Genomic DNA, 19,373 nt, shown 5'->3' on the forward strand with positions numbered 1-19,373 from the left:
CTACGGGTGACCGTTTATGGAACCTGACAGACTAAGAAAGTTCCCCACAGGCACAGACGGTCATAAGCCCGCTATTGTGCCGTGCCCCCCCTCTATATACTAGGAGCCGCTTACTTGCGGAATCTAGACATGAGCCAACATTATCAACACGACATCCTGGTCATAGGCAGCGGCGCAGCCGGCCTGACCCTGGCACTGAGCCTGCCGGAGCACCTGAGCATTGCCGTGCTGAGCAAGGGCAACCTGGCCAATGGTTCGACGTACTGGGCCCAGGGCGGCGTGGCGGCGGTACTGGATGACCTGGACACCGTCGAATCGCATGTCGCAGATACGCTGAATGCCGGCGGCGGCCTGTGCCGAGAGGACAGCGTGCGCTTCACCGTGGAGCACAGCCGTGAAGCGATCCAGTGGCTGATCGATCAGGGTGTACCCTTTACCCGCGACGATGAAACCGCTCGCGAAGACGGCGGCTTCGAGTTTCACCTGACTCGTGAAGGCGGCCACAGTCACCGACGCATCATTCATGCAGCCGACGCGACTGGCGCAGCCATTTTCAACACCCTATTTGAGCGCGCTAAACAGCGGGCCAATATCGAGCTATTGGAACAACGCGTGGCGGTCGACCTGATCACCGAGCAAAAACTCGGTCTCAAGGGCCAGCGCTGCCTGGGCGCTTATGTACTCAATCGCGCCAGTGGCCAGGTCGACACCTATCACGCACGCTTCGTCATCCTCGCCACAGGCGGAGCGGCCAAGGTGTACCTCTATACCAGCAACCCGGATGGGGCCTGCGGCGACGGCATCGCCATGGCCTGGCGTGCAGGCTGCCGGGTTGGCAATCTGGAGTTCAACCAGTTCCACCCAACCTGCCTTTACCACCCTCAGGCGAAAAGCTTCCTGATCACCGAAGCACTGCGCGGCGAAGGCGCCCTGCTCAAACTGCCCAACGGCCAACGCTTCATGCAGCGCTTCGATTCGCGCGCCGAACTGGCCCCTCGCGACATCGTCGCCCGCGCTATCGACCATGAGATGAAGCGCCTCGGTGTGGATTGCGTCTACCTGGACATCAGCCATAAGCCGGCGGAATTCATCAAATCGCACTTTCCGACCGTCTATGAGCGCTGCCTGGACTTCGGCATCGACATAACACAGGCTCCGATCCCGGTGGTGCCAGCGGCGCACTACACCTGCGGCGGCGTGGTCGTAGACCAGAACGGGCACACCGACGTGCCCGGTTTGTACGCCATTGGCGAAACCAGTTTCACCGGCCTGCATGGCGCCAACCGCATGGCCAGCAACTCGCTGCTGGAATGCTTCGTCTATGCCCAGGCGGCGGCCGCCGACATCCTGCAGCAACTGGATCAGGTCGCGATGCCAGCCAACCTGCCAGGCTGGGACGCCAGCCAGGTAACCGACTCAGACGAAGACGTGATCATCGCCCACAACTGGGACGAGCTACGGCGTTTCATGTGGGACTACGTCGGTATCGTACGCACCAACAAGCGCCTGCAACGCGCCGAACACCGGGTGCGCTTGCTACTCAATGAGATCGACGAGTTCTACAGCAACTATAAGGTCAGCCGCGACCTGATCGAACTGCGCAACCTGGCCCAGGTCGCCGAACTGATGATCCGCTCAGCCATGCTGCGCCACGAAAGCCGCGGCCTGCATTACACCCTGGATTATCCGCAAATGCTGCCCGAAGCGAAGGACACTATTCTGCAGCCGCCCACCTACGACGACTGAACTTCAGCCGCACGCGCAGGCGTCGATGGGCATCGCGCACCATGGCGTCGCGCGGGATGCACAGGGCCCGCACTCGCCACTCGCCCGCCAGGCGAAAACGCAGCACCACGGCCAGTGGCAGCGCCAGGCTGTCTTGGCGTAGCTGGATCGACTGCCAACCAGCCGCAGAACTCCTCAGCTGCCACCCTTCGCCATTGCAACGCAGGGCGTTGAAGGCCTGCGGCGAGCTCAGCAGAATGTGCCGAGGCAGCACCCAGATGGCATGCAACAGGCAGAACGCAAAGCCAAGTAACAGTGCCCACAGTGGAATATCGACGAGCATCAGGCTGATCAGCGCCAAGCCCTGAGCCAGCGCATAGAACACCAGCAGCTGCCGCGATGGCCGCCACTGGCACTCGAAGCTGTCACTTGGGTTGGACACGATCCAGAATCATCCGCACCATGCGTTTCAGGTCGGCATCTTCCGGTTCACCGCGCTGCATAAACCAGCCGAACATGTCCTGGTCTTCGCATTCGAGCAGTTTTCGGTAACGCGCCTGATCCTCGGCATCGAGGCTCGAGTAAACCTCTTTGACGAACGGCACCAACAGCACGTCCAGTTCCAGCATGCCGCGGCGGCTGTGCCAGAACAGACGATTGAGTTCAGTCGAATCGACCATGAAAGGGGTCCTTGAATTAGCCCGGCATTGAATTAGCCCGGCAGTATAACGACGAAAGCCAGCGCTGTTGACCTGTTCGGGCGACCGGTTAGCCGAGGTAATGCCGGGTTACGACGGCAGTCGCTGACAAGCCCAGGTGCGCCCTCTATGATGACGCCCCTAACCTTTATCCAGCGACCCCCTATTCCCCATGGCCGATACCGCGTTTTTCAGCCCCCTCAGCCACGAAGGCGTACTCGCCGTTCGCGGCCCTGATGCCAGCAAATTCCTCCAGGGCCAACTGACCTGCAACCTCAGTTACCTCAACGACCACAGCTCCAGCCTCGGCGCGCGCTGCACACCGAAGGGCCGCATGTTGTCGAGCTTCCGCATTGTCAGTGTGGAGGGTGGCTACTTACTGGCCATGGCCCGAGAGCTGATTGAGCCGCAACTGGCTGATCTGCAGAAGTATGCGGCATTCTCCAAATCCAAGCTCAGCGATGAAAGCGCCGCCTGGGTGCGCTTTGGCCTGAGTGATGGCGATGGCGCACTGGTCGGCCTTGGCCTGGACCTGCCCCAAACCAGCGACGGCATCGCGCGCGCCAATAATTTGCTGGCGGTGCGCCTGAGCGACGGCCGCGCCGAACTCTGGGCTCCAGCGAGCGAAGCCGACACCCTGCATAGCCGCCTGACCGCTCAGTTGCCGGAGGCCGCACTGAATCGCTGGCTGCTGGCCCAAGTGCGCGCAGGCGTCGGCCAAGTCGTGGGCAGCACCCGCGAATTGTTCATCCCGCAGATGCTCAACCTGCAGGCGCTGGGCGGCGTCAGTTTCAAGAAAGGCTGCTACACCGGTCAGGAAATCGTCGCGCGCATGCAGTACCTGGGCAAACTCAAGCGCCGCCTGTATCGCTTGAGCCTGACCGCCGATCAGCTGCCAGAGCCGGCCACCGAACTGTTCTCTCCGGTTCACAACTCCGGGATTGGCGAAGTCGTGCTGGCCGCGCAGAGCGACAAAGGTGTTGAGCTGCTGGCAGTGTTACAGCAGGATGCGGTCAACGACGGACGCATTCGCCTCGGCGCCCCCGAAGGCCTGCCACTGGACGTGCTCGATCTGCCCTACACCCTGGATACCGACCGCGAAATTCAACGCTAATCCTTTCCACACGTTGCCCGACTGACGAAGAGAACCGTGCATGAGCAAGCTTGCCGAGAAAGTCCAACAGGAACTGCTCCAGGCCATTGATAACGATGACCTGGTACTGCCCACCCTGCCGGAAGTCGCCCTCAGGGTGCGCGAAGCAGCGGAGGACCCGGACATTGGCATTCCGCAGCTGAGCAAAGTCATCGGCAACGACGCAGCACTGACCGCGCGCATCATCAAGGTGGTGAACAGCCCACTGCTACGCACCAACCGGGAGATTACCGACCTGCAGATGGCGGTCAGTCGTCTGGGCATCAATTACACCTGCAACCTGGCCACTGGCCTGGCGATGGAGCAGATGTTTCAGGCCACGTCCGACGTGGTCGACCGCAAGATGCGTGAGGTGTGGAACAAAAGCACCGAGATCGCCGGCATCTGCCATGTGCTGTGCCGTCACTACACACGTTTGCTACCGGATCAGGCGACCCTCGCCGGCCTGGTGCACCAGATCGGCATATTGCCGATCCTCACCTACGCCGAAGACCACAACGAACTGCTATCCGACTCGATCAGCCTCAACCATGTGATCGAGCAGATTCACCCGATCATTGGCGACAAAATCCTGCACACCTGGCAGTTCCCCGAGCTGATCACCCAGGTACCGAGTCAATACCTGGACTTCACCCGCGACAGCGCCAAGGTTGACTACGTCGATATCGTTCAAGTCGCCACCCTGCAAAGCTATCTGGGCAGCGAGCATCCCTACACCCAGCTGGACTGGAGCAAGGTACAGGCATTCAGCAAGCTTGGCCTCGACCCGAACGTCGACATGCAGGCCGACGAAGACCTGTCCGCGGCGATGGATGCTGCCATGAGCATGCTGCAGTGAGTTGACAGCGGCACAGGTCAATTGCAGCCGACTCCGCGTCGGCTCGGTTAAGGGAAGAACCGCATGCGCTTTGTGATCCTGTTGTATGCCTTGTTGCTCGCTGTGGCCGCCGTTTCATGGCGTAGCACTGCCGCACTATGGCGTTGCCTCGCGCATAGTGACGGAAGCCTTTGCCTTCGAAGGCGTCGAGGTGCACTGGGAACTTCTGCCATGGGCCCGCTCACTGCAGCTGGCCGAACAGGGGCAACGTGCCGGCACCGCGGTGTGGCGGCGCAACGCCAAGCGCGAGCGACAGTTTTTTATCAGCGACCCCGTGCTTAAAACGCAAAACTACCTGTTTCACCGCAAAGCATTCGACTTTGACTGGCAGACCGTGGATGACCTGCGCGGTATGCGTCTTGGCGCCACCCGCGGCTACTACTATGGCAAGGCATTCAATCGAGCCGAGTTGGCGGGACACTTAAATATCCAGCGGATCAATAGCGACGAAGTGGCGCTCCGCCAACTGCTGGCGGGACGCATCGACCTGTTCCCGATCGCCAAAACTGTCGCTGCCGATTTACTGGCTCATCACTTCACTGCAGTCGAGCGGGCGCAGCTGAGCTTTCACCCCAGAGCGCTGAGCCAGCACAACCAGCATCTATTGCTGTCACGCCAGGTGGCGGGCAACGCCGCACTGATCGAGCGCTTCAACCGGGGCCTGGCGCGGCTGCGTGACAGCGGCAAGATCGCGCAATACCTGCTGGAAGCCCAGCAACCGCTGAGCGTGACGCCCTGATCAGGCGCCCTGCAGTGCAAACTCCACCCGCACCAACAGGCCGTGCGGCAATCCTTGATGCAGACTGATACGCGCCTGGTGCGCACGACAGATCTCGCCGACGATGGCCAGCCCCAGGCCAGCACCCGAACTGTGCGCACTGCGCCGGTAGAACCGCGCGAAGACCTTTTCGCGGTCTTCCTCGGGGATCCCCGGTCCATCGTCCTGCACTTCCAGCACGCCCGGCTCCAGCACGCGCACCAACACATTGCCGCCGGCAGGCGTGTGGGCGAAGGCATTGTCCAGCAGGTTGCAGAGCAACTCATTGAGTAAGGTCGGCTCGCCGCGCAACCACACCGGCCGCTCGGCCTCCAGTGCCAGGGCAATGCCGCGCGCATGGGCCAAGGGCGCCAGCGCCAGGCCCTGTTCGCGGGCCAACTGACTGAGATCGAGCCGTTGCGCCCCGCCTTCGGCAATGGCCCGCGCGCCGCTTTCGATGCGGGCCAGCGAGAGCAGCTGATTGGCCAACTGGGTGAGTCGATCGGTGTTGACTGCGGCCTCCTCCAGCGTGTCGCGCCACACTTCCGGCTGTTCGCCGCGCAAGCCCAGCTCGACTCGCGCCTTGAGCGCCGCCAAGGGCGTGCGCAGCTCGTGGGCGGCATCGGCGATAAACTGCGACTGGCGCTCGAACAGGCTGCGCAGGCGGTCGTTGAACTGGTTCAGGGCATTAACCAACGGCCGCAACTCACGCGGCAAGTCGGCCTCGGGCAAGGGCCGCAAGTCATCGCTGGTGCGCTCGACCACCGTACGGCGTAAACGCTCCAGCGGGCGCAGGGTGGCGCTCACCGCCAACCATACCAGCAGCAGCGCGCTGAGCGACAGCAGCCCCATGCGCCACAGGGTCCCGAACAGCAGCTCGCGAGCCATGCGCTCGCGCGCGCCAAGGGTCTCGGCCACGCGGATTTCGGCGATGCCATTGAGCTGCGGCTCGCTGACCGGCTGCAACAGGCTGACCACCCGCACCCCCTGATTGCGGTAATCCGCATCGTAGAAATGCGCCAGCGCCGGATAGTCGTCGGTGCGCGGAGTGCCACGCGGAGTCGCCGGCAAATCCTCGTAACCCGAAACCAACGCACCATGCAGATCCAGCACCTGGTAGTAGATGCGCCCGGCACTGTCGTAGGCGAAGGTGTCTAGGGCGACGTAGGGCACGTTGGCCTTGAGCGTACCGGCATCGCTGTACAGCCCGTCGGCAATCGCCCGCGCCGACGCCAGCAGGGTGCGGTCATAGGCGGTGTCGGCGGCGCGCCGGGCACTCCAGTAGGCGCTCAGGCTGCTGAGCAACAGGATCAGCGCCAACAGCACGGCCAAGCGCCTTAACAGTCGCCCGCGCAGGCTCCCGGTTTCAGCCATCGACCGCCTCCAGCGCTCAGTCACCGACAGCCTCCAACAAATAACCGAGGCCGCGGAAGGTGACGATGCGCACACCACCACCGTCGAGCTTCTTGCGCAGACGATGGACGTAGATTTCGATGGAGTCGGCGTTGGCATCGTCGTCCAGACCAAAGACCTGGGCCGCCAGTTGCTCCTTGCTCATCACCCGTCCTGGCCGGGCGATCATCGCTTCCAGCACCGCGTGCTCTCGCGATGTCAAGCTGAGGGTAGCCTCCAGCAGACTGAAGCGCCGGGTGTTCAGGTCGTAGAGCAGATTGCCGCAGCGCTGTTGTTGTTCACCGCCGAGCACGCTGCGCCGCAGCAGCGCCTTGACCCGAGCCTCCAGCTCAGTCAGCTCGAAGGGTTTGGCCAGGTAATCGTCGGCTCCTAAATTGAGTCCGTGTACGCGGTCCTTGACCTCGCCACGCGCGGTCAACATCAGCACCGGCAGGGTTTTGCCGCGCCCCCGCAAGCGCGCCAACACCTCGAAACCATCCATCCGCGGCAGGCCGACATCGAGAATCGCCAGGGCATAGTCCTCGCTGCTCAGCGCCAGATCGGCGGCCACTCCGTCGTGCAGCACGTCCACCGTCCAACCGGCACTTCTCAAGGCCTGGGTCACGCTTGCCGCCAGTTGCGGATGGTCTTCGACCAGCAGAATTCGCATCGCCACCTCCAACTGAAGACTCGCCAATAGCCGTTACCGAGCGCGCCGCCCGCACTATTCGAAAGCAGGAGTTTACCGCCACTGCGCGCGCCGTGACTGGCCTTAATGCAGGCACACAGCAGTCGCCAGAAAACTTTCAGCGCTGAAAGCCTGGCGAAAGCTTGACCCCCTAGCATCGGTTTCAGGTGGCTCGAACCACCTACCAGAACGGTTTGCACAGTGGTGTGCAGCCGCGACAAAAATAATAGTGGAGACCACAGATGCCCATCGCATCGCCTCAAGCAATGCCGCCTGTCCGCCTGCTTAGCCTAGCCGTAACCGCAGCGCTGTTCGCGCCTGTCGCCCAGGCCGCGTTTCTCGACGACAGCACAGCCAGCCTGACCACCACCAACATCTACCTGAACCGTGATTTCCGCGAAGGCACAGGTCAGAGCAAGCGTGAAGAATGGGGTCAGGGCTTCCTGCTCGACATCCAGTCTGGCTACACCGAAGGCACAGTGGGCTTCGGCCTCGACGCCCTGGGCCTGCTCGGCGTCAAGCTCGACTCCGGCGGCGGCCGCACCGGCACCGACCTGCTACCCGTACAGGACGACGGCGGCACCCCGGATGAGTTCAGCCGCCTGGGCCTGACCGCCAAGGTCAAGCTGTCCGCCAGCGAGTTTCGCTACGGCTCGCACGTGCCCGAGCTGCCGGTGGTCAAGGCCAGCGACAGCCGCCTGCTGCCTCAGGTATTCGAGGGCGGCCTGCTGACCTCCAGCGAGCTGGACGGCCTGACCTTCACCGGCGGACGTCTGGACAAGGTCATCGACCGCGCCTCGACCAACTCCGAGGAGCTGGTGCTCAACAGCAAGAACAAGCGCTTCCCGGGCGGTGTGACTGCCGACCACCTGGACCTGGCTGGTCTCGACTACCAGTTCGGCGCTGGTTTCAGTGGCCGCTACTTCTACGGCGAGCTGGACGACATCTACCGCCAGCACTTCTTCAACCTGCTCTCCAGCCACAAGATCGGCCCCGGCACCCTGTCCGCCGACCTGCGCCTGATGCTCAGTAACGACAGCGGCGCGGCCAAGGCCGGCAAGGTCGACAACCGCGCGCTGAATGGCAGCCTCGCCTACGCCCTCGGCGGCCACAAGCTGACCCTGGCTTACCAGGACATGAGCGGCGACACCGGCTACGCCTACATCGACGGCGGCGACCCCTACCTGGTCAACTTCGTGCAGATCAACGACTTCGCCAACCCCGACGAACGCTCCTGGCAGGCCCGCTACGACTACAACTTCGCCGCCCTCGGGGTGCCTGGCCTGAGCTTCCTCACCCGCTACGTCAGCGGCGATGACGCACGCATCACCGGCAGCAGCGCCCGCGGCAGCGAGTGGGAGCGCGACATCGAGTTCAAGTACGTGGTGCAGAGCGGCCCGGCGAAGAACCTCTATGTGCGCCTGCGCAACGCCAGCTTCCGCTCCGACTTCGCCCGCAATGCGGACGAGAACCGCGTGATCGTCGGCTACACACTGCCGATTTGGTAACCCACAATAACAATTGAGAGGAATCCACCATGAAAACTGCCTTTACCCGTATTGCCCTGACCACCGCCTGCCTGGCCTTCGCCGGCCAACTGCTGGCCGGCGAACCGAAGCGCCCGGAATGCATCGCCCCGGCCAAGCCCGGCGGCGGCTTCGACCTGACCTGCAAGCTAGCCCAGAACGGCCTGAAAGACGGCGGCCTGCTCAAGGCGCCGATGCGCGTCACCTACATGCCCGGCGGTGTTGGCGCAGTGGCCTACAACGCGGTGGTTGCTCAGCGCGCAGACGATCCTGGCACCATCATCGCCTTCTCCAGTGGTTCGCTGCTCAACCTGGCCCAGGGCAAGTTCGGTCGTTACGACGAATCGGCGGTGCGCTGGCTGGCCGCGGTCGGCACCGACTATGGCGCCATCACCGTACGTGCCGACTCGCCATATCAGACGCTGAATGATCTGGTCGAGGCGCTGAAGAAAGACCCGTCGAGCATCGTCTTCGGCGCCGGCGCGACCATCGGCGGCCAGGACTGGATGCAGACCGCACTGATCGCCCGCGCCGCTGGCATCGACCCGAAAAACCTGCGCTACGTGGCCTTCGAAGGCGGCGGCGAGACCCTCACCGCGATGCTCGGCGGCCACGTACAGGTGACCAGCAGCGGCCTGGGCGAGGTCACCCCGCAACTGGAGGCGAAGAAAGTACGCATCCTCGCAGTGCTCGCCGATGATCGCCTGCCGGGCAAACTGGCCGATATCCCCACCGCCAAGGAACAGGGCTACCCGATCAGCTGGCCGGTGATCCGCGGCTTCTATGTCGGCCCAGAGGTCAGCGACGAGCAGTACGGCTGGTGGAAGCAGCAGTTCGACAGCCTGCTGGCCAGCGAAGACTTCGCCAAGCTGCGCGAGCAGCGTGACTTGCTGCCGCTGTCGATGACCGGCGACGAGCTCAATGCCTTCGTCCTCAAGCAAGTGGAAGAGTACAAGACGCTGGCCGGCGAGTTCGGCCTGGTCCAGTAAGGAAGCTACTGCGCTCGATAATGCTGCGTTGGCAAGCGGCTCGAAATGCTCATTTACAGACGTAAACTGCGCTTTCTCGCCGCTTGCCGCCTTGCCTTCCCGTCGCTCGCTACGCTTCCTCGAATCTCCTGACCTCGTCGAGGTATCCCATTTATGTACGTCCGCCTGTTTTCCGCGGTCTGGCTGCTGCTTTGCGCCGGACTCGCCATTATCGCCTGGGGTTTCCAGGCGCCCTTCGCCTACGACCCGGTCGGCCCTCGCGCCTACCCCTTGCTGTTGCTGGCACTGATGAGTGCAGGCTCGCTGTGGCTACTGTTCAAGCCGGGCGTGCTGCAGCAACAACTGCATCTGCCCAGCGCTAAACGTGCGGTGCTGTGCGTGCTGACGCTGCTGGCCTATGTCCTGACGTTCGAAGCGCTGGGTTTTGTCCTCAGCACCGCCCTGGCCACCTTCGCCATGGGTCTGTTGTTCACCGGCCGCCTGCTGCCCTGCGCCATCAGTGGCGTACTGATGGGCGTGCTGCTCTATGGCCTGTTTGATTTAGTCCTGGACGTGCCGCTGCCGCTCGGCCTGTTCGAAGCGTTTGTGGAGAGTTGAGATGGAAACCTTACATTTCTTGTTACAAGGCTTCGATGTCGCCACCCGCCCGAACAACCTGCTGGTGGCGCTGTTCGGCGCCTTCGTCGGCACCATCGTCGGCCTGCTGCCGGGCCTTGGCCCGATCAACGGCGTGGCCCTGCTGCTACCGCTGGCCTTCGCCTTCGGTTTACCCCCGGAAACCGCACTGATCCTGTTGGCCGCGGTGTACCTGGGTTGCGAGTACGGCGGTCGCATCTCCGCCATCCTGCTCAACGTACCGGGCGACGCCGCGGCGGTGATGACCACCCTCGACGGCTACCCGCTGGCGCGTCAGGGCAAGGCCGGTATCGCCCTGTCGCTGTCGGCAGTCAGCTCCTTTACCGGCAGCATCATCGCCACCTGCGGCGTGGTGTTGTTCGCCCCGTTGCTGGCGAAATGGGCGGTGGCCTTCGGCCCGGCGGAATACTTCGTACTGATGATTTTCGCCATCGCCTGCCTCGGCGGCATGGTCGGCGACAAACCGGTGAAAACCCTGATGGCCGCACTGATCGGCCTGGCCCTGGCGACTGTCGGCGTCGACTCCACCACCGGCGTCTACCGCTTTACCTTCGGCAGCGTCAGCCTGTCCGACGGCATCCAGTTCATCATCGTGGTGATCGGCTTCTTCAGCGTCAGTGAAATCCTGGTCATGCTGGAAAACACCCACAGCGGGCAGAAGGCGGTGAAAGCCAGCGGCCGCCTGCTGTTCAACTTCAAGGAATTCTGCGCCACCTTCTGGACCATGATCCGCAGCTCGCTGGCCGGCTTCGTCATCGGCACGCTGCCCGGCGCCGGCGCGACCATCGCCAGCGCCATGACCTACATGACCGAGAAGCGCCTGGCCGGAAGCGGGGGCAAGTTCGGCGAAGGCGACCTGCGCGGCCTGGCCGCCCCAGAAGCGGCCAACAATGCCTCGGCCTGCGGCTCGCTGATTCCCATGCTGACCCTGGGCGTACCCGGCTCGGGCACCACCGCGGTGATGATCGGCGCCCTGTCGCTGTACAACATCACCCCCGGCCCGCTGCTGTTCGAACAGCAGCCGGATGTGGTCTGGGGCCTGATCGCCTCGCTGTTCATCGGCAACGTGATCCTGCTGGTGATGAACATCCCGCTGGTCGGCCTGTTCTCGCGCATGCTCAGCGTGCCCAACTGGGTACTGGTGCCGGCGATCAGCGTGATCAGTATGGTTGGCGTCTACGCGGTACACAGCACCACCTTCGACCTGGTGCTGATGATCGGCCTCGGGGTGTTCGGCTATATCCTGCGCAAGCTGGATTTCCCGCTGTCGGCGGTGATCCTCGGTTTCGTTCTCGGTGAGCTGATGGAAGACAACCTGCGCCGCGCCCTGTCGATCTCCGCTGGCGAGCTGGGCATCCTCTGGCAAAGCCCGATCAGCCTGTGCCTGTGGGCGCTGGCGGCGCTGATGCTGGCCCTGCCCGGCCTGCGCTGGTGGCGGGCGCGCAACAAGGCCCGCCTGGCCCATGCCTAAACTGCCCACGGCGCTGCAGCACTGGCGCAGCTGGTGGCTCACGCCCCTGATTGGTCTGGTCGGGGGCTACCTGGCCAGCCTGATTGGCTGGCCACTGCCGTGGATCATCGGCTCGCTGCTGGCGGTGATCGCCGCCCGTTGCAGTGGTTGGCGGGTCACTGAGCTGCCCGGCGGCCGGCAGACCGGTCAATGGCTGGTGGCCAGCGGCATCGGCCTGCACTTCACCGGCGCGGTGATGGCGCAAGTGCTCAGCCATTTCCCGCTGATCCTCGCCGGCGCGCTCGGCACCCTGCTGCTCAGCCTGATCGGCATTGCCCTGCTGCGGCGGGCCGGGGTCGACCGCGCCACGGCGTTTTTCGCCAGCATGCCCGGCGGGGCCAGCGAGATGGTCAACCTGGCACAACGCCACGACGCGCAGATAGCCCGGGTCGCCGCCGCGCACAGCCTGCGCCTGTTGTTGGTGGTGTTATTGATACCGGCGCTGTTCACCTGGAGCCTGGCGCCGATCCAGGCGCCCGCCCCCGCCCCGGTCGACTGGTATTGGCTGGCCCTCCTGCTGCCGGGCGGCGCATTGTTGGCCCTGCTGTGGAAAAAACTGCGCCAGCCCAACCCCTGGATGCTCGGCCCCTTGACCGTCTGCGCCGCCGCCAGCGTGACGTTCGACCTGCAACTGGGTCTGCCGCCAGGCCTTGGCCAGGTCGGTCAATGGTTGATCGGCTGCGCCCTGGGCTGCCACTTCGACCGCGCGTTCTTTCGCAGCGCACCGGGCTTTCTCGCGCGAATCCTGCTGTTCAGCCTGCTCGCCATGCTCGGCGCCGCGTTACTGGCACAAGGGCTCAGCTGGCTGGCCAGTCAGGATGGAACCTCGCTGATGCTCGGCATGATGCCCGGCGGCATCACCGAACTGTGCCTGACCGCCGAAGCACTGCAACTGTCGGTGGCCCTGGTCACCGCCCTGCAGGTGCTGCGGCTGTTTCTGGTGATGTTCCTCGCCGAGCCGCTGTTTCGCCTCTGGCAACGCTCTTAGCGCGGGGACGACCCACACAGCACGCCCACGTTTAGCCCGCCTTGTGCGGGTTCTTTTTTGCCGATAGCAGCCACCCGGGCAACAGGCAAATGCCTGGCGTATTCTGCAGTGAGCGACCGACATCCACGAGGCAGATCGAATGATGCTGCGCCTGCAAAGCCACCTGAAGAGCCTGCTGGTACTGCTCTGCCTCGGCCTGCTGCTCGTCGGCTGCAGCCGCCTAGAACTGCTCTACCGCAACCTCGACTGGTTGCTGCCCTGGCGCCTGGACCACTACCTGGACCTCGACCGCCAGCAACAAGCCTGGCTCAGGCCGCGCCTGCAGGCACACCTGGACTGGCACTGCAGCGTCGAGCTGCCGCGTTATCTGGACTGGCTGCAACGCACCCGCCACCTGCTCGAGCAGCCTGCCCCCAGCCCCGCGCAGCTGCGCAGCCAGTTCGCCGAAATCGACGACGCGCTGCAGCGCATCGCCGTGCAGATCACCCCCACGGCCATAGCCTTGCTGCAGACGCTCAGCGCGGAACAGGTGGCTAGACTGTTTACCACCCTGGATGAAGACAACCGCGAAGCGCGCGAGGATTTCCTCGAGCCGCCGCTGGCCGAGCAGATAGGCCAGCGCAGCGAGCGCATGCAGGAGCGCCTGCGTCCCTGGTTCGGCCCACTGAACCCAACGCAACGACGGCAGATCGCGCACTGGTCGAACCGCACGGGCGAGCAGAATCGTCTGTGGCTGGGCAACCGCCTGCGCTGGCAGCAGGCGTTGCGCGACGCCCTGGCCACGCGTCACCAGGCAGACTTCCCCAGGCGCCTGACGCGCCTGCTGCAGCAGCGCGAACACTTCGCCGACGCCGACTACCGGAAGCACCAGGCGGATATGCGCCAGGGCCTGGCCGAGCTGCTCAGCGACCTGCTCGGCAGTGCCGACAGCCAGCAACGCGCACAGCTCAATCAGCGCTTGCGAACGCTCAGTCGAGACCTCGCCGAACAGCTCTGCGCCCGGCCAAGCCCGCCCGCACTCACACCGAGTTAACTCGAGCGGCGCCTTACAACGGGGGCAGAGCCCAATCGATCGGCGTCAGGCCGTGCTGGGCGAGGAATTTATTGCTGCGACTGAAGTGACCGTTGCCGATAAAACCACGATGGGCCGACAACGGCGAAGGGTGCGGCGAACGCAGGATCAGGTGTTTGGTCGGATCGATCAGGCGCTCCTTGCTCTGCGCATGCTTGCCCCACAGCAGGAACACCAGATGCGGACGCTGCTCGCTGACCACTTCGATCACCCGGTCGGTGAAGTGCTGCCAGCCTTTGCCGGCATGTGCCCCGGCATTGCCGCGCTCGACCGTCAGCGAGGTGTTGAGCAGCAGCACGCCCTGCTCGGCCCAATGCTGCAGGCAACCGTGCGCGGCGATGTCGATATTCAGGTCGCGCTTGAGTTCCTTGTAGATGTTCAACAAGGACGGCGGCGTGGCCTCCCCGGGCTGCACCGAGAAACACAGTCCATGGGCCTGGCCCGGACCGTGGTAGGGGTCCTGGCCGATGATCACCACCTTTACCCGGTCCAGCGGAGTGGAATCCAGGGCATTGAAGATCAGCGCCCCCGGCGGGTAGATCTCCTTGCCGGCAGCTTTCTCCTGACGCAGGAACTCGCTCAATTCCTGCATATAGGGCTTGTCGAACTCCTCGCGCAGGGCGTGTTTCCAGCCGGCTTCGAGCTTGATCTTGTCTGCGGCGGTCATGCCTGACTCCTGCGCGGGCGAACGAAGACGGCACGCTAGTGAAGCGCCCCGCGCAAGTCAAGGCAGCCCGGGGTGATCTACCCAGTCGTACTGCATCTGCCGGGCCGTGGCTCGCGCGACCTCATCACCCAGTATCCGCGCGACCAGGTGCAGGCTCATGCCGATTCCGGCCGAGATACCCGCGCTGGTAATCCGCGTACCCAGATCGACATAGGGCACGCCCTCGACCACCTTGAGGTGTGGGTACTGTCTTTGCAGGTCGGCGATATCCTCCCAGTGCGTGGTCACCATCTGCCCCTCGAGCAGCCCGGCTTCGGCCAGGACAAAGGCACCGGTACACACCGATGCGATCAGCTGAGCCCGGACGGCGGTCGCGCCGATCCAGTTCAGAGTGGCCCTGTCTTGCAGCGGTTGGGTGACCACGCCCCCCGGCACGATCAGCACATCGCAGGGCAACTCATCGGCAAAGCTCGCATCGGGTATCAGCCGCAGCCCGTGCCGCGCAGTTAGCGGAGACGCGCTTGCCGCCACCGTACGGACTTCAAAGGCTGCGTGGGGCAACAGCCGATCCCGCCTAGTGACACGGGACGCCACCGAAAACACCTCATAGGGCCCGGCAAAGTCGAGAATTTCGACCTCGGGAAACAGCAGTATGTCGACGCGTAAAGGGCGCTGCCGCGATAGAGCGGCAAGTCCCGAGTGACAGGATTCAAGCATGGCGACCCCCTGATTCAATGTTGCCTGCCATGATCGAGCTACCTGACAACGCGGGAAAGGACAATATCCCCACAATTATTGCCACTGCCACCAGACCCTAGCCCTGGTGCAGCGCCCGATAATGGCTGGGCGCCATGCCCACTACCTTGCGAAACAAGCGCGAGAAGTAATACACGTCCTCATAGCCCAGTTGCTCGGCCACCTCGCGAATACCCTGCTCGCCCTCGTCGAGCAGGCGGCAGGCATGGGCCATCTTCAGTTGAATGAAATCCTGGATCGGCGCGTGACCGGTGAGGGCGCGGTAGGTCTTGGCGAAGTGAAAGCGCGACAGTTTGAACTGCGCGGCCAGCGCGTCGAGATTGAGCGAATCGTGCAGGTGGCTGCGCATCACCGCCTGCACCGCATCGACGTCGAGCACTCGCCCGGACTTCAGTTTGGCCCGTGCCGGCAGCACCGCCAGTGAAGCCAGCAAAGCCTGCAGCTGATGGGCGGCGTAGATGAAGTGCGGCAGGCTCAGGCCCTGCTTGCGCAAATTCAGCAGCGCATCGAACTCGGCCAGCAAACGCGGCTGCACGCCGATGCGCCACAGCGGGCCCTTGCCCAACGGGCGCAGAAAATCCGCCACCAGCTCGCCATCGAAGTGCACCCAATACAGGGTCCAGGGTTTTTCGGGGTCCGCGCCGTAGGCATGCGCCCGCCCTTTGGGCAGCAGCAGCAAGTCACCGCCACCGATAGCTAATCGTCCATCCTCGGTCTCCAGCCAACCCTGCCCCGCTCGACAATAGATCAACAGGTAATCGTCCGGTGCCGGACGGCTCATGCGATGGCCCAATGCATCCGGGTAAAAACCCAGGGCCAGCGGGTAACAGCCGGCAGTCAGCGGATGGCGGACCAGCGTGCGACGCAGGCGCGGCGGGGTGATGAAGCGCAGACCGTTGGCCGGCAATGGCCAGTTGGAAGTTTCGACCCGCGTACTCATTGATCTCCTCGGTAGCCCGGATGCAATCCGGGAAAGTGGCCAAAAATAGCGTCCTGGATAGCTATCCAATCCCAAGATAGTCCATCCACTGACCAAGATCGTCAATCCACAAGCGCCCTGCCCGCGGCTATAACACTAAGACAACAACATCCGGCCCACCCCGAGCCCACTGGAGAACGCGATGAGCAAGGCAATCCCGCAGTTGATCAATGGTGAATGGCGCGAAAGCCGCGCCCGCGAGTTCATCGAAGTCACCGACCCGGCGACCCAGGAGGTGCTGGCCCTGGCACCGAAGGCCACTGCCGAGGAAATCGAAGCGGCCATCGCCAGTGCCAAAGCCGCCTTTCTCAGCTGGCGCGAAGTGCCGGTGCCGGAACGTGCGCGGCTGATGCTGCGCTACCAGCACCTGCTCAAGGAGCACCACGACGAGCTGGCGCAATTGCTCGCCAAGGAAACCGGCAAGACCTTCGCCGACGCCAAGGGCGATGTCTGGCGCGGCATCGAGGTGGTCGAGCAGGCGGCGAATATTGCCAGCCTGATGATGGGCGAGACGACCGAGAACGTCGCCCGCGATATCGACACCGCCAGCTGGATTCAGCCGCTCGGCGTCTGTACCGGAATCACCCCGTTCAACTTCCCGGCGATGATTCCCTTGTGGATGTTTCCCTTGGCCATCGCCGCCGGCAACAGCTTCATCCTCAAACCCTCCGAACAGGACCCGATGACGCCGAATCGCCTGGCCGAGCTGTTTATCGAAGCCGGCGCACCTCCAGGCGTGTTGCAGGTGCTGCACGGCGGCCGCGAGGTAGTCGACAGCCTGCTCACCCACCCTGATATCCGCGCGATCTCCTTCGTCGGTTCGGTGCCTGTCGGCCAGCACATCTACCGCACCGGCACCGCCCACCTGAAGCGCGTGCAGGCCTTCGCCGGGGCGAAGAACCACATGGTGATCCTGCCCGACGCGAACAAGGACCAGGTGCTCAGCAATCTGGTTGGCGCCAGCTGCGGTGCGGCCGGCCAGCGCTGCATGGCGATCAGCGTGGCGGTGTTCGTCGGCGAATCGAAACAGTGGATCGACGAGTTGCGCGCGCAGATGGCCGAGCTGCGCCCCGGCCCGTGGACCGACCAACATGCGGCCTTCGGCCCGCTGATCAGCCAGCAGGCCAAACAACGGGTGCTGCGCCTGATCGCCGAGGGCAAGGCCGAAGGCGCCGAGTGCCTGCTGGACGGTTCGCAGTGCAAGGTCGAGGGTTATCCCAACGGCAACTGGCTCGGCCCGACCCTGTTCCGCGGCGTGACCACCAAGATGGGCCTGTACCGCGAGGAAATCTTCGGCCCGGTGCTGGTGTGCATGGAGGTCGACACCCTGGATGAGGCCATCGAGCTGGTCAACGCCAGCCCCTACGGCAACGGCACCAGTATCTTCACCCGCTCCGGCGGCGCCGCCCGGCATTACCAGCATGCGGTGGAAGTCGGTCAAGTGGGCATCAACGTGCCGGTGCCGGTACCGCTGCCGTTCTTCTCCTTCACCGGCTGGAAGGGCTCGTTCTACGGTGACCTGCACGCCTACGGCAAACAGGGCGTACGCTTCTACACCGAGACCAAGACGGTCACCAGCCGCTGGTTCGACGACAGTCCAGTGACTGGACCGAACATGACCATTCAGTTGAAATAAGCCGTCGCCGGGCCGATCACGAGTCGGCCTGGTCCCTTTACCTGGGATTATCGATCTCGCAAGGACTTGTCATGGATTTTGACCTCACCGAAGAGCAACGCCTGCTGGTCGACAGCGCCCGCGCCTTCGCCACCCGTGAATTGGCGCCGCATGCCGCCGACTGGGACCGCGACCACCACTTTCCAGTGAAGGTAATCAAACAGGCCGCCGAGCAAGGCTATCTGGCCCTGTACATCAACGAGGAAGACGGCGGTCTGGGCCTGTCACGGCTGTCGGCGGCGCTGATCTTCGAACAGCTGGCGGCCGGTTGCGTGGCCACCACGGCCTTTATCACCATTCACAACATGGCCTGCTGGATGCTCGCCAGCTTCGCCGACCCGGCCCTCAAGGAGCAGTGGCTGCCGCGCCTGATCGGTGGCGAGCTGCTCGCCTCCTACTGCCTGACCGAACCGGACGCCGGGTCCGACGCTGCCCACCTGCGCACCCGCGCCCGACGCGAGGACGATCACTATGTGATCGACGGCAGCAAGTGCTTCATCTCCGGCGCAGGCAGCACCGAAGTGTTGATCGTCATGGCGCGCACCGGCCAAGAAGGCGCCAAGGGCATCTCCTGCTTCCTGGTGCCGGGCGATGCCGAGGGCGTCAAATACGGACGCAACGAGCTGAAGATGGGCTGGCGCGCGCAACCGACGCGCACCATCACCTTCGAGGGCGTACGCATTCCCACTGGCAACCGCATCGGCCCCGAGGGCCAGGGCTTCGTCTACGCGATGAAAGGCCTGGACGGCGGCCGCATCAACATCGCCAGTTGTTCACTCGGCGCGGCCCAGGCGGCGCTGGAACAGTCGCTGCGCTACGTCGAGGAACGCAAGCAGTTCGGCAAGCCGCTGAGCGAGTTCCAGGCCCTGCAGTTCAAGCTGGCCGACATGCTCACCGACCTCACCGCCAGCCGGCAGATGGTGCGTCTGGCCGCGCACAAGCTGGATCACCGGCACAGCGAAGCCAGCCTGTACTGCGCCATGGCCAAACGCTTCGCCACCGATCACTGCTTCAACCTGTGCAACGAGGCGCTGCAGCTGCATGGCGGCTACGGTTACCTGAACGACTATCCACTGGAGCGCTGGGTACGCGACAGTCGCGTGCATCAGATTCTCGAAGGCACCAACGAAATCATGCGGGTGATCATCGCCCGCCGCCTACTGGAACAAGACGGCATGCTCGACCGCCTGCTGTAACCAACCGAAGCTGTAGGAGCCAGGGTGCCAGCGATCGAGGCCTCCAGACATCGCCAGCACACTGGTCCTACACCAGCACATACGAGGAC

Annotated in this window: 19 protein-coding genes; 12 read left to right on the top strand and 7 right to left on the bottom strand. The window is 63.8% G+C overall.

Annotation, left to right across the window (positions count from 1 at the left end):
* Nucleotides 1-129 precede the first annotated feature (129 nt).
* Nucleotides 130-1,746 carry an L-aspartate oxidase gene (gene nadB, locus TMS3_RS14870; protein WP_025166073.1) on the top strand — a complete coding sequence of 539 codons (1,617 nt, stop codon included), beginning with the start codon at nt 130-132 and terminating at the stop codon, nt 1,744-1,746.
* Here nadB and TMS3_RS14875 read toward each other — a convergent pair.
* A complete protein-coding gene (locus TMS3_RS14875; protein WP_025166074.1) occupies nt 1,715-2,167 on the bottom strand; it encodes a protein YgfX in 453 nt (150 codons plus the stop codon). The two genes, nadB and TMS3_RS14875, sit on opposite strands and share 32 nt — an antisense overlap.
* Nucleotides 2,151-2,405: an FAD assembly factor SdhE gene (locus TMS3_RS14880; protein ID WP_025166075.1), complete on the bottom strand. Its 255-nt coding sequence runs from the start codon at nt 2,403-2,405 to the stop codon at nt 2,151-2,153. Before TMS3_RS14880 ends, TMS3_RS14875 begins: the two co-directional genes overlap by 17 nt.
* 190 nt (nt 2,406-2,595) lie before the next feature.
* On the opposite strand from TMS3_RS14880, the gene ygfZ reads away from it, so the two are divergent.
* The 3 genes from ygfZ to TMS3_RS14895 all read left to right on the top strand — a co-directional run bounded on the left by ygfZ (nt 2,596) and on the right by TMS3_RS14895 (nt 5,192).
* Complete coding sequence (gene ygfZ / locus TMS3_RS14885; protein ID WP_025166076.1) at nt 2,596-3,537, top strand: CAF17-like 4Fe-4S cluster assembly/insertion protein YgfZ; 942 nt, start codon at nt 2,596-2,598, stop codon at nt 3,535-3,537.
* 40 nt (nt 3,538-3,577) lie between these two features.
* Complete coding sequence (locus tag TMS3_RS14890) at nt 3,578-4,414, top strand: HDOD domain-containing protein (protein WP_025166077.1); 837 nt, start codon at nt 3,578-3,580, stop codon at nt 4,412-4,414.
* 85 nt (nt 4,415-4,499) lie between these two features.
* On the top strand, nt 4,500-5,192 hold the full coding sequence (locus TMS3_RS14895) for a substrate-binding periplasmic protein (protein ID WP_025166078.1): 693 nt from the start codon (nt 4,500-4,502) through the stop codon (nt 5,190-5,192).
* Here the strand turns inward: TMS3_RS14895 and TMS3_RS14900 are convergent, their stop codons facing one another.
* The gene (locus tag TMS3_RS14900; RefSeq protein ID WP_025166079.1) at nt 5,193-6,584 is read right to left on the bottom strand and encodes a sensor histidine kinase; all 1,392 of its coding nucleotides are present in this window, start codon (nt 6,582-6,584) and stop codon (nt 5,193-5,195) included.
* 16 nt (nt 6,585-6,600) lie between these two features.
* Nucleotides 6,601-7,272 carry a response regulator gene (locus TMS3_RS14905; RefSeq protein WP_025166080.1) on the bottom strand — a complete coding sequence of 224 codons (672 nt, stop codon included), beginning with the start codon at nt 7,270-7,272 and terminating at the stop codon, nt 6,601-6,603.
* 260 nt (nt 7,273-7,532) lie between these two features.
* Here TMS3_RS14905 and TMS3_RS14910 point away from each other — a divergent pair, with 260 nt between their 5' ends.
* The 6 genes from TMS3_RS14910 (at nt 7,533) to TMS3_RS14935 (ending at nt 13,972) form a co-directional block, all read left to right on the top strand.
* Nucleotides 7,533-8,798: an OprD family porin gene (locus tag TMS3_RS14910; RefSeq protein ID WP_025166081.1), complete on the top strand. Its 1,266-nt coding sequence runs from the start codon at nt 7,533-7,535 to the stop codon at nt 8,796-8,798.
* A gap of 29 nt (nt 8,799-8,827) precedes the next feature.
* Nucleotides 8,828-9,805 (top strand): Bug family tripartite tricarboxylate transporter substrate binding protein, encoded by a 978-nt coding sequence (locus tag TMS3_RS14915; RefSeq protein ID WP_025166082.1) that lies wholly within the window; start codon nt 8,828-8,830, stop codon nt 9,803-9,805.
* 153 nt (nt 9,806-9,958) lie between these two features.
* Nucleotides 9,959-10,402: a tripartite tricarboxylate transporter TctB family protein gene (locus tag TMS3_RS14920; protein ID WP_025166083.1), complete on the top strand. Its 444-nt coding sequence runs from the start codon at nt 9,959-9,961 to the stop codon at nt 10,400-10,402.
* A gap of 1 nt (nt 10,403) precedes the next feature.
* Complete coding sequence (locus TMS3_RS14925; RefSeq protein WP_025166084.1) at nt 10,404-11,912, top strand: tripartite tricarboxylate transporter permease; 1,509 nt, start codon at nt 10,404-10,406, stop codon at nt 11,910-11,912.
* Nucleotides 11,905-12,939, top strand: a complete 1,035-nt coding sequence (locus TMS3_RS14930) for an AbrB family transcriptional regulator (protein ID WP_025166085.1) — start codon at nt 11,905-11,907, stop codon at nt 12,937-12,939. Before TMS3_RS14925 ends, TMS3_RS14930 begins: the two co-directional genes overlap by 8 nt.
* A gap of 139 nt (nt 12,940-13,078) precedes the next feature.
* Nucleotides 13,079-13,972: a DUF6279 family lipoprotein gene (locus tag TMS3_RS14935; RefSeq protein WP_043301903.1), complete on the top strand. Its 894-nt coding sequence runs from the start codon at nt 13,079-13,081 to the stop codon at nt 13,970-13,972.
* Nucleotides 13,973-13,985: 13 nt separating this feature from the next.
* Here TMS3_RS14935 and ung read toward each other — a convergent pair whose 3' ends face one another.
* The 3 genes from ung to TMS3_RS14950 form a co-directional block, all read right to left on the bottom strand.
* Nucleotides 13,986-14,678: a uracil-DNA glycosylase gene (ung, locus tag TMS3_RS14940; protein ID WP_025166087.1), complete on the bottom strand. Its 693-nt coding sequence runs from the start codon at nt 14,676-14,678 to the stop codon at nt 13,986-13,988.
* 57 nt (nt 14,679-14,735) lie between these two features.
* Nucleotides 14,736-15,395, bottom strand: a complete 660-nt coding sequence (locus TMS3_RS14945) for a DJ-1/PfpI family protein (RefSeq protein ID WP_025166088.1) — start codon at nt 15,393-15,395, stop codon at nt 14,736-14,738.
* Nucleotides 15,396-15,492: 97 nt separating this feature from the next.
* Nucleotides 15,493-16,374 carry an AraC family transcriptional regulator gene (locus TMS3_RS14950; protein ID WP_025166089.1) on the bottom strand — a complete coding sequence of 294 codons (882 nt, stop codon included), beginning with the start codon at nt 16,372-16,374 and terminating at the stop codon, nt 15,493-15,495.
* Between the two features lie 181 nt (nt 16,375-16,555).
* On the opposite strand from TMS3_RS14950, the gene TMS3_RS14955 reads away from it, so the two are divergent.
* Together TMS3_RS14955 and TMS3_RS14960 are read left to right on the top strand one after the other, a co-directional pair.
* On the top strand, nt 16,556-18,049 hold the full coding sequence (locus tag TMS3_RS14955) for a CoA-acylating methylmalonate-semialdehyde dehydrogenase (RefSeq protein ID WP_025166090.1): 1,494 nt from the start codon (nt 16,556-16,558) through the stop codon (nt 18,047-18,049).
* Nucleotides 18,050-18,120: 71 nt separating this feature from the next.
* Entirely contained in the window at nt 18,121-19,284 is a 1,164-nt protein-coding gene (locus TMS3_RS14960; protein WP_025166091.1) for an isobutyryl-CoA dehydrogenase, read from the top strand.
* Nucleotides 19,285-19,373: the final 89 nt, after the last annotated feature.

It is taken from the genome of Pseudomonas taeanensis MS-3, from assembly GCF_000498575.2.
GTDB lineage: Bacteria > Pseudomonadota > Gammaproteobacteria > Pseudomonadales > Pseudomonadaceae > Aquipseudomonas > Aquipseudomonas taeanensis.

Excerpts from the sequence above, each read along its gene's own strand:
- TMS3_RS14890 (WP_025166077.1), top strand. The coding sequence starts at position 3,578 with ATGAGCAAGCTTGCCGAGAAAGTCCAACAGGAACTGCTCCAGGCCATT.
- TMS3_RS14880 (WP_025166075.1), bottom strand. The coding sequence starts at position 2,405 with ATGGTCGATTCGACTGAACTCAATCGTCTGTTCTGGCACAGCCGCCGC.
- TMS3_RS14905 (WP_025166080.1), bottom strand. The coding sequence starts at position 7,272 with ATGCGAATTCTGCTGGTCGAAGACCATCCGCAACTGGCGGCAAGCGTG.
- TMS3_RS14960 (WP_025166091.1), top strand. The coding sequence starts at position 18,121 with ATGGATTTTGACCTCACCGAAGAGCAACGCCTGCTGGTCGACAGCGCC.
- TMS3_RS14950 (WP_025166089.1), bottom strand. The coding sequence starts at position 16,374 with ATGAGTACGCGGGTCGAAACTTCCAACTGGCCATTGCCGGCCAACGGT.
- TMS3_RS14925 (WP_025166084.1), top strand. The coding sequence starts at position 10,404 with ATGGAAACCTTACATTTCTTGTTACAAGGCTTCGATGTCGCCACCCGC.
- TMS3_RS14915 (WP_025166082.1), top strand. The coding sequence starts at position 8,828 with ATGAAAACTGCCTTTACCCGTATTGCCCTGACCACCGCCTGCCTGGCC.
- nadB (WP_025166073.1), top strand. The coding sequence starts at position 130 with ATGAGCCAACATTATCAACACGACATCCTGGTCATAGGCAGCGGCGCA.
- TMS3_RS14895 (WP_025166078.1), top strand. The coding sequence starts at position 4,500 with ATGCCTTGTTGCTCGCTGTGGCCGCCGTTTCATGGCGTAGCACTGCCG.
- TMS3_RS14935 (WP_043301903.1), top strand. The coding sequence starts at position 13,079 with ATGATGCTGCGCCTGCAAAGCCACCTGAAGAGCCTGCTGGTACTGCTC.
- TMS3_RS14945 (WP_025166088.1), bottom strand. The coding sequence starts at position 15,395 with ATGCTTGAATCCTGTCACTCGGGACTTGCCGCTCTATCGCGGCAGCGC.
- TMS3_RS14910 (WP_025166081.1), top strand. The coding sequence starts at position 7,533 with ATGCCCATCGCATCGCCTCAAGCAATGCCGCCTGTCCGCCTGCTTAGC.
- ung (WP_025166087.1), bottom strand. The coding sequence starts at position 14,678 with ATGACCGCCGCAGACAAGATCAAGCTCGAAGCCGGCTGGAAACACGCC.
- ygfZ (WP_025166076.1), top strand. The coding sequence starts at position 2,596 with ATGGCCGATACCGCGTTTTTCAGCCCCCTCAGCCACGAAGGCGTACTC.
- TMS3_RS14930 (WP_025166085.1), top strand. The coding sequence starts at position 11,905 with ATGCCTAAACTGCCCACGGCGCTGCAGCACTGGCGCAGCTGGTGGCTC.
- TMS3_RS14900 (WP_025166079.1), bottom strand. The coding sequence starts at position 6,584 with ATGGCTGAAACCGGGAGCCTGCGCGGGCGACTGTTAAGGCGCTTGGCC.
- TMS3_RS14920 (WP_025166083.1), top strand. The coding sequence starts at position 9,959 with ATGTACGTCCGCCTGTTTTCCGCGGTCTGGCTGCTGCTTTGCGCCGGA.
- TMS3_RS14955 (WP_025166090.1), top strand. The coding sequence starts at position 16,556 with ATGAGCAAGGCAATCCCGCAGTTGATCAATGGTGAATGGCGCGAAAGC.